Genomic DNA, 9,164 nt, shown 5'->3' on the forward strand with positions numbered 1-9,164 from the left:
AAAGGCGATGGCTCTGATCGTCTATTATTCCAGCCGATCCGAGAACACCCATCGGTTCGTCGCCAAGCTCGGACTGCGCGCGGCGCGCATTCTGCCAGGTGGCGCAGACGCGTTTCATATCCGCGAACCCTTCGTGCTGATCGTGCCGACTTATAGCGGCGACGGCGGCAAGGGTGCCGTTCCCAAGCAGGTGATCCGTTTCCTCAACGATGCGGAAAACCGAGGACACATTCGCGGCGTGATTGCCGCGGGCAACAGCAATTTCGGCGAGACATACGGGCTCGCCGGCGACGTGGTCTCGCAGAAATGCCAGGTGCCTTACCTCTACCGGTTCGAGCTCATGGGCACCGAAGACGATGTCGCCAAGGTCAAACACGGAATGGAACGGTTTTGGACACGGGAACAACTCTGACGCGGGATGCGGGCGCAAAACCGCATAACACTTTTGCTCATCCCGCCGGCGAACGCCCTGTGAAAGCGGTGGAAACGCTCGACTATCACGCGCTGAACGCGATGCTGAACCTCTATGACGAGCAGGGCAGGATCCAGCTCGACAAGGATCGTTTGGCTGCCAAGCAGTATTTCCTGCAGCATGTGAACCAGAACACGGTGTTCTTCCACAATCTGAGGGAAAAGCTCGATTACCTCGTGACCGAGGGTTATTACGAGCAGGAGGTTCTCGATCAGTATTCCTTCAATTTCGTGCGGGATCTGTTCGACCAGGCCTATGCCAGGAAGTTCCGTTTCCCGACCTTCCTCGGCGCCTTCAAATACTACACCAGCTATACGCTGAAGACCTTCGACGGAAAGCGCTATCTCGAGCGCTATGAGGACCGCATCTGCATGGTGGCGCTGGCTCTGGCGCGCGGCGACGAGACCCTTGCCCGCGACATGGTCGACGAGATCATTTCCGGCCGGTTCCAGCCGGCGACGCCGACCTTCCTCAATGCCGGCAAGAAGCAGCGCGGCGAACTGGTTTCCTGCTTCCTGCTGCGCGTCGAGGACAATATGGAATCGATCGGCCGGTCGATCAATTCGGCGCTGCAATTGTCGAAGCGCGGCGGCGGCGTGGCGCTGTCGCTGACGAATATCCGCGAGGCCGGCGCGCCGATCAAGCATATCGAGAACCAATCGTCGGGCATCATTCCTGTCATGAAGCTGCTCGAAGACAGTTTCTCCTATGCCAACCAGCTCGGCGCGCGCCAGGGCGCGGGTGCCGTCTATCTCAATGCCCACCACCCCGATATCATGCGCTTCCTCGACACCAAGCGCGAAAATGCCGACGAGAAGATCCGCATCAAGACGCTGTCGCTCGGCGTCGTCGTGCCCGATATCACCTTTGAGCTCGCCAAGAACAACGAGGACATGTACCTGTTCTCGCCCTATGACGTGGAGCGCGTCTATGGCGTGCCGTTTACCGAAATTTCGGTGACGGAGAAATACCGAGAGATGGCTGATGATGCCCGCATCTCCAAGAAGAAGATCAAGGCGCGCGAATTCTTCCAGGTGCTTGCCGAAATCCAGTTCGAGAGCGGCTATCCCTACATCATGTTCGAAGACACGGTGAACCGGGCGAACCCGATCGCCGGGCGCATCTCGATGAGCAATCTCTGCTCGGAGATCCTACAGGTGAGCGAGGCCAGCGAATATCATGACGACCTCTCCTACAAACATCTCGGCAAGGACATTTCCTGCAATCTCGGCTCGCTGAATATCGCCGCGGCAATGGATTCCGCCGATTTCGGCAAGACGATCGAAACCTCGATCCGGGCGCTGACGGCCGTTTCCGACATGAGCCATATCTCCTCGGTTCCTTCGATCGAGAAGGGCAATGACGACAGCCATGCGATCGGCCTCGGCCAGATGAACCTGCACGGCTATCTCGCCCGCGAACGCATCTTCTACGGCTCCGAGGAAGGCGTCGATTTCACCAATATCTATTTCTATACGGTGACCTATCATGCCATCCGCGCCTCGAACCTGCTGGCGGTCGAGCGGGGCCAGAGCTTCAAGGGTTTCGAGGACTCGAAATATGCCTCCGGCGAATATTTCGACAAATATACCGACCGGCTTTGGGAGCCAGCGACGGAGACGGTGAGGGCGCTGTTCGAGACGTCGGGCATTCACATTCCGACGCAGGAAGACTGGGCCGCGTTGAAGAAGGCGGTGATGGCTTCCGGCCTCTATAACCAGAACCTGCAGGCGGTGCCGCCGACAGGCTCGATCTCCTATATCAACCACTCGACCTCCTCGATCCATCCGATCGTCTCGAAGATCGAGATTCGCAAGGAAGGCAAGATCGGCCGCGTCTATTATCCGGCGCCGTTCATGACCAACGACAATCTCGACTATTATCAGGATGCCTACGAGATCGGGCCGGATAAGATCATCGACACCTATGCGGCGGCGACCCAGCATGTCGACCAGGGCCTGTCGCTGACCTTGTTCTTCCGCGACACGGCAACGACGCGCGACATCAACAAGGCGCAGATCCATGCCTGGAAGAAGGGCATCAAGACGATCTACTACATCCGCCTTCGCCAGATGGCGCTGTCCGGCACCGAGGTGCAGGGATGCGTGTCTTGTACGCTGTGATTTGATATTTCGCTCCGGAGCATTTGCCCCTCACCCTAACCCTCTCCCCGTTCTGACGGGGAGAGGGGACTTGCCACACGAACCGGCAATAAAGACGGAAAAGGGTGCGGCATATCCCCTTCGCCCCGCTGGCGGGGTCCGAAGGACGGGTCGAGACCAGTGGCTCGACCCAGGCAACGGTGCCGGCAGGCGGATGAGGGGCAAATCCGGACACATTTCTCAAGAGGGAACACAATGAACATGCAATTGAAGCCGGTCAGCCGCGTGCGCGCCGTCAACTGGAACCGCATCGAGGACGATAAGGATCTCGAAGTCTGGAACCGGCTTACCGGCAATTTTTGGCTGCCGGAGAAAGTACCGCTTTCGAACGACATTCCTTCCTGGGCGACGCTGACGCCGGTCGAGCAGCAGCTGACCATCCGCGTCTTTACCGGGCTGACGCTGCTCGACACGATCCAGAACGGCGTCGGTGCCATCCGGCTGATGGAGGATGCGATAACGCCGCATGAGGAGGCGGTGCTTTCCAACGTCTCCTTCATGGAGGCCGTGCATGCGCGCTCCTATTCCTCGATCTTCTCGACCCTGTGCTCGACGCCCGATGTCGACGATGCCTATCGCTGGTCGGAAGAGAACGAGTTCCTGCAGCGGAAATCGGCGTTGATCATGGAGCAGTATCGCTCCGCCGATCCTCTGAAGAAGAAGGTCGCGAGCGTCTTCCTCGAAAGCTTCCTGTTTTATTCGGGCTTCTACCTGCCGATGTACTGGTCGAGCCGCGCCAAGCTCACCAACACGGCCGACATGATCCGGCTGATTATCCGCGACGAGGCGGTGCACGGCTATTATATCGGCTACAAGTTCCAGCGCGGGCTGGAGCGCCTCGGCGACGAGCGGAAGCAGGAGATCAAGGATTTCGCTTTCGAGCTGCTGCTCGAACTCTACGACAACGAGGCGAAATATACCGAAGCGCTCTATGACGGTGTCGGGTTGACCGAGGACGTCAAGAAATTCCTGCATTACAATGCCAATAAGGCGCTGATGAACCTTGGCTATGAGGCGCTGTTCCCGGCCGAGGCCTGCAAGGTCAATCCGGCGATCCTGTCGGCGCTTTCGCCGAATGCCGACGAGAACCACGACTTCTTCTCCGGTTCCGGTTCCTCCTATGTGATCGGCAAGGCTGTGGCGACCGAGGACGAGGACTGGGATTTCTGAGGCTTGATCGCCGTCTGCCTCTTATCATTTGCTCTCTCATCGCCCACATTCAGCGGAAACTAAATTTGGTCCTCGCCGATGATGTGGCGTAGCGGGAGTTTTTGATGCAATCCTTTTCGAACAAGGCCGATATTGCGGACGAAGGCGTGTGGCCGATCCGCAGAAGACGGATTCTCGACTGGCTGGTGAACGAGACGCGCGGCGAGCGGTTCATCGACAATATCCTGGTGGAAATGTGCGAGAAGCTTTTGGCATCAGGCGTGCCGGTGGCGCGGGCGACATTGCATTTCAGGACGAACCATCCGCAATGGATCGGTGCCCGCATCCTCTGGAAGGAAGGCCTGGCGGAGGCGAAGATCAACACTTTCGCCTATGGTGTCGAAAACACGCCGGAGTTCCTGAAGAGCCCCGTCAACGCGATCCATCAGGGTTCGGAGGAGGTGCGTAGACAGCTGGAAGGCACAGCCGACGGCGACGAGGATTCATTCTATCAGGAACTGCGCGATGACGGCCTCACAGAGTATATCGCCTGGCCCCTCGAGCATACTTTCGGCAAACGGCATGTCGCGACATTTTCGACCAGCCGGCCGGGCGGTTTTACGAGCGAGCATGTCGATTTCCTGCGTGATCTGCTGCCGGCCTTGACGCTCGTCAGCGAAATCCGGCTGAAGAACATCATGGCGCGCACGCTGCTGCAGACCTATGTCGGACCGCATGCGAGCGAACAGATCCTGTCGGGCGTCACGACGCGCGGCAGCGGCGCGACCGTCGGGGCGGCAATCATGATCTGCGACTTGCGCGACTTTACGGCGATCTCCGATCTCTGGCCGCGTGACGATGTCATCCATCTGCTCAACGATTATTTCGACGCCATGTCAGATCCGATCGAGCGGCATGGCGGGGAGATCCTGAAGTTCATGGGTGACGGATTGCTGGCGATCTTCCCGTTAGCCAAGGAAACGGCCTGCCTCGATCTGCTGCAGGCGATCCGCGAAGGGCAGGCGTTGATGGCGCAATTGAACCAGCAATATGCGGGCAACGGCCGCGAACCGCTGCGCTACGGCGTCGGGGTGCATGTCGGCGACGTCATGTACGGCAATATCGGCTCGCGCCGGCGGCTGGATTTCACCGTCATCGGCCCGGCGGTCAATGTCGCCTCGCGGCTGGAAACCCTGACCAAGGAGGTCAAGCGTCCGGTGCTGCTGTCGCGGGCCTTCGTCGAAATGGCGGGCTGCGCGGAAGACATGGATAGTCTCGGCACCTTCCCGCTGCGCGGGCTTGGAGAGCCCGTCGATGTTTTCGCCTTTCCGGAGCACGTCGCTGCATGATTTTCAGCGCAGGCGGGCTCATACGCCTCGCTTGTTTCCCCAGAGCAGCACGTGCAATTGCGGCAGTACGCGGACTTCAAACCATTGGTCGGCTGTCACCCTTTCGATAAGCCAGTGCATCCGATCCATCACGCCGTCGATATCAATGCGCGCGTCATCGTTATCGGGCGGCGGCGGCGTATGATTGCCTGGCTGAAGGAACAACGGAATTTGGGGATAGCGCTGACCCGCCTGTTGGGCGAATTCGTAGTCGGCATCGTCGAAGACGACAATCTTCAATGCGACCTCCGGTCCGGCGGCGGCCAGTTGAAGGCAGTTATCGACCTGATCCCAATCCGTCAGCATTCCGCTTGATGGCGGTTTGGGGCTGATGACTAGGGCGTCGAGATCGCGAAACCAGGCCTGGGCTACGCTTCCCTGTGTTTCCAGGGCAAAGCGGTATCCTTGCGAATGGCCAAGCTCGATCAGTGGCCTTAAGGGCTGTATCGCCGGATTGCCTCCGGAAAGGGAAACCGTCAGTGGCTTTCCACCGGAGAGTTCCGTGACCTTATGCCAGACCGCCTCAGTGGACATCGGAATCCATTGATCCCGGAAGGCGCTGTCGACGGCGTGAAGACTGTCGCACCAGGAACACCGATAGTCACAGCCGCCTGTCCTCACGAACACCGTCGGCAGCCCGATCAAGGCGCCTTCACCCTGTATGGTCGGGCCAAAGATCTCACTGACGCGAATGGTCCCGACGCTCACGGCCTGTACTCCGCCCAGGTTTTCGGCGTCTCGCTGACGCGAACGGACGATGTCTCCGGGAGGCGCTGCTTGCACCAGTCGTAGAAGTGCCTCGCCAGGAATTCAGAGGTGACTTTTGAATGGCCGAAGACGTCGTTCAGGTGACGATGATCGAGAGCTTCATCGATATAGCGCTTGAGCGGCGAGAGATCGTGATAGTCACGAACGAAGCCATCATCATTCAGGCTTTCCGCAGCCAGCTCGACGACGACGACGTAGTTGTGACCGTGGAGCCGAGCGCATTGATGGTCGGCAGGCAGGTGATCCAATTGATGGGAGGCGGAGAGATGAAACTCCTTGGTGATGCGGTACATCAACGCACCTCCGTGGCGGAGTATCGCGACACGGCCGCTTTCCAGAAGTCCTTGTCTTCGTACTCCGTCGGATCGGGGACGCCGGCAAGATGGAACGCTTCACGGCGTTCCACACAGGTTCCGCAGCGCCCACAGTGGAGCTCGCCGCCCTTGTAGCAGGACCAGGTTTCCGAGAACGGCGTGCCGTGTTTTTCGCCGTCAACCACGATCGCCGCTTTGGAAACGTCGACATAGGGTGCAAGCAGTTTGACGCTGGCATAACCGTCCAGCGCTTCGTTCTGCATGCGCTGGAAGGCCTCGATGAAGCCCGGTCGGCAGTCCGGGTAAATGAAGTGGTCGCCGCCATGCACGGCGACGGCGACGGCATCTGCTTTTTGCGCGGCCGCCAAACCGAACGCGATTGCCAGCATGATCGCATTGCGGTTGGGCACGACGGTGGCTTTCATGGTCTCCTCGGCGTAGTGGCCATCCGGAACCTCGACATTGTCGGTCAGGGCCGATCCGCTGAGATGACCGCCGATGCTGGCGATGTCGATGATATGATGGGGAACGGAGAGGCGTGAGGCACATCTGGCGGCGAAGTCGAGTTCCTTGCGATGCCGTTGGCCGTAGTCGAAGGATACGAGACCGATAAGCTGTTGTTCCGCTGCTACCTTGTGGGCAAGCGTAACGGAGTCCAGTCCGCCGGAGCAGACAACGATGGTTTTCATATTTTGGATCCCTTGTTTTGACCGGGTGGGCTGCGACCGGATTGCGCGGTGCTTCTAGGACAAATCACGCGTCATGCAAACAGTTTTGAAGCGTGAGCGTCATTAAGGGATGAGATGACGTTGATTTCAGGGCGGTTTTCGTAGCTTCGAGGTTTGATGCCAATGCGGGGTCGTCTAACCGACCGGAAAGTTGATCTGCGGCGGCAGCAGAAGCTGCAGCTCCTCGGCATCCGGATTGTTGATACGCTGCAGCAGCATGCGTCCCAGATCCTCGCCGGCCGCCGTCAGGTCCTCGTGGATCGTGTCGACCTTCGGCTGCAGCTGGGTGAGAAGGCGGGACGTCTCCTTGGCGACGATATCGTAATCGACCGCCAATATGCGGCCGGCATCGCTCATGCCGCTGATGACGGCGAGCGCCGAAACTTCGCCGGGACAGATGAAACCATCCGGAGCATCCGGGGCATCTGCGCGGCTGCGGATGAAGTCGCGCATCACGTCTGCCGGCGTATCGAGATCGACCGCCTCGGGGACTTCATAGGCGATGCCTGCCTCGCGCACCGCCGTCATGAAGCCGTGCAGGATATGCTGGCAGAAGGTCAGCCGCTTCGGCGGCAGGATCACCGCCACCTTTCGGCGGCCTTTGGCGATCAGCCGGCGCGCCGCCTCATAGGCAAAGGTGAAATTATCGTAGTCGACATAGGGGTGCGGCGTCGAAAATTCGGTGCGGCCATGACAGATGAAGGGAAAGCCGGTTTCGAGCAGCAGGCGGACGCGGGCATCGAGCGGCTCGGTGCGCGTGAAGATCAACCCGTCGGCGAGGTGGTTGCGGATGATGTATTCGGCGGCCTCGATATCGGTCGTCGACAGGAAGTTCGGGGCGACGACAAGATGGTAGGAGGTCTCTTTCAGCGCCTTGGCGATGCCGTACATGATCGAGGTGCTGAAACCGACCACTTCCTCGTGCGAATCGAGCAGGATGGCGATGACGTTGGTGCGGCCTGTCTTCAGGCGCTGCGCGGCCCGGTCAGGGAGATAGCCGATTTCGCGGGCGATACGATGCACCCGTTGGCGGGTCTCGAGTGAAATCTGCGGCGCATCCGAAAGCGCCCGTGACACCGTCGTCACCGCAAGGCCGGCGATCGTGGCGATCGTTCGCAAGGTCGGCTTGCCGCGCTTATGCGTGATATCGAGATTTTCGCCGCGTTGCGGCCGGGACGGTTCGGTCACCCTTGGCTTTCCATGCTGGAATTGCCGATACCATAACACGATGAATCGGGCGCGCAATCGACGAATGGAAACGTTTTAAATTTTAGGGTTTTGTTAGCCATAGATTAAATATGAATTATATTCAGTAGCTTAGTGAAATAGCCATATTTTTCTCGGGAGTCGAGAAAGGGCTTGACGACCAAAGATTTATAACGTTTTAAATTAGCAACCGCGCGGAGGAGCGCGGCCGTATGCTGACCGCTGCAATGGCGGGAAGCATCGGGCGGCAGGGAGGTCCCGCCGCCGATTTGCAAACGGGAGGAAATTCATGAACAAGTTTTTGAGCTCGGCAGCTGTTGCTGTCGTGATGATGGCTGGCCTCAGTGCTGCCCACGCCGCTGACGTTAAGGAAGTACAGATGCTGCACTGGTGGACGTCAGGCGGCGAGGCAGCGGCGCTGAACGTCTTGAAGCAGGATCTGTCGAAGGAAGGGTTTGCCTGGAAGGATGTTCCGGTTGCCGGCGGTGGCGGCGATGCGGCGATGACGGCGCTGAAGGCGATGGTTGCGGCCGGCACCTATCCGACAGCCTCGCAGATGCTGGGCTATACCGTGCTCGATTATGCTCAGGCCGGGGTCATGGGCGATCTGACCGAGACGGCGAAGAAGGAAGGCTGGGACAAGTCGGTTCCGGCAGCCCTGCAGAAGTTCTCGGTCTATGACGGCAAGTGGGTTGCAGCCCCTGTCAACGTCCACTCGGTCAACTGGCTGTGGATCAACAAGGCGGTGATGGACAAGATCGGCGGCACCCAGCCGAAGACCTTCGACGAGCTGATCGCCCTGCTCGACAAGGCCAAGGCCGCAGGTGTCATCCCGCTGGCGCTTGGTGGCCAGAACTGGCAGGAGGCGACGATGTTTGATTCCATCGTGCTGTCGACCGGCGGTCCGGAGTTCTACAAGAAGGCTTTCAACGACCTCGACGATGAATCGCTGAAGTCCGACACGATGAAGAAGTCGT

At 59.1% G+C, this 9,164-nt stretch carries 9 protein-coding genes; 5 read left to right on the forward strand and 4 right to left on the reverse strand.

Annotated elements, in window-relative coordinates; genetic code table 11:
* Positions 1–7: 7 nt before the first annotated feature.
* From nrdI to GR198_RS34730, 4 genes are all read left to right on the forward strand, one after another.
* Positions 8–412, forward strand: a complete 405-nt coding sequence (gene nrdI, locus GR198_RS34715; protein ID WP_164050796.1) for a class Ib ribonucleoside-diphosphate reductase assembly flavoprotein NrdI — start codon at positions 8–10, stop codon at positions 410–412.
* Positions 391–2,595, forward strand: a complete 2,205-nt coding sequence (gene nrdE, locus GR198_RS34720; protein ID WP_164070444.1) for a class 1b ribonucleoside-diphosphate reductase subunit alpha — start codon at positions 391–393, stop codon at positions 2,593–2,595. Before nrdI ends, nrdE begins: the two co-directional genes overlap by 22 nt.
* Positions 2,596–2,829: 234 nt before the next feature.
* Positions 2,830–3,804, forward strand: coding sequence for a class 1b ribonucleoside-diphosphate reductase subunit beta (nrdF, locus tag GR198_RS34725; protein ID WP_164050792.1), 975 nt, complete (start codon positions 2,830–2,832; stop codon positions 3,802–3,804).
* Between the two features lie 104 nt (positions 3,805–3,908).
* The gene (locus tag GR198_RS34730; RefSeq protein ID WP_164050790.1) at positions 3,909–5,132 is read left to right on the forward strand and encodes an adenylate/guanylate cyclase domain-containing protein; all 1,224 of its coding nucleotides are present in this window, start codon (positions 3,909–3,911) and stop codon (positions 5,130–5,132) included.
* A gap of 18 nt (positions 5,133–5,150) precedes the next feature.
* Here GR198_RS34730 and queE read toward each other — a convergent pair whose 3' ends face one another.
* From queE to GR198_RS34750, 4 genes are all read right to left on the reverse strand, one after another.
* Positions 5,151–5,879, reverse strand: coding sequence for a 7-carboxy-7-deazaguanine synthase QueE (queE, locus tag GR198_RS34735; protein WP_029875658.1), 729 nt, complete (start codon positions 5,877–5,879; stop codon positions 5,151–5,153).
* Complete coding sequence (gene queD / locus GR198_RS34740) at positions 5,876–6,232, reverse strand: 6-carboxytetrahydropterin synthase QueD (protein WP_029875657.1); 357 nt, start codon at positions 6,230–6,232, stop codon at positions 5,876–5,878. The genes queE and queD overlap by 4 nt, the downstream gene beginning before the upstream one ends.
* Positions 6,232–6,942, reverse strand: coding sequence for a 7-cyano-7-deazaguanine synthase QueC (gene queC / locus GR198_RS34745; protein ID WP_164070445.1), 711 nt, complete (start codon positions 6,940–6,942; stop codon positions 6,232–6,234). The genes queD and queC overlap by 1 nt, the downstream gene beginning before the upstream one ends.
* A 174-nt stretch (positions 6,943–7,116) precedes the next feature.
* The gene (locus GR198_RS34750) at positions 7,117–8,169 is read right to left on the reverse strand and encodes a LacI family transcriptional regulator (RefSeq protein ID WP_029875655.1); all 1,053 of its coding nucleotides are present in this window, start codon (positions 8,167–8,169) and stop codon (positions 7,117–7,119) included.
* Positions 8,170–8,476: 307 nt separating this feature from the next.
* Between GR198_RS34750 and GR198_RS34755 the strand changes: the two genes are divergently transcribed.
* Positions 8,477–9,164, forward strand: a 688-nt coding sequence (locus GR198_RS34755; protein WP_164070446.1) for an ABC transporter substrate-binding protein, incomplete at its 3' end; no start/stop codon positions are given.

The organism is Rhizobium leguminosarum (assembly GCF_010668065.1).
Classification (GTDB): Bacteria; Pseudomonadota; Alphaproteobacteria; order Rhizobiales; family Rhizobiaceae; genus Rhizobium; species Rhizobium leguminosarum_S.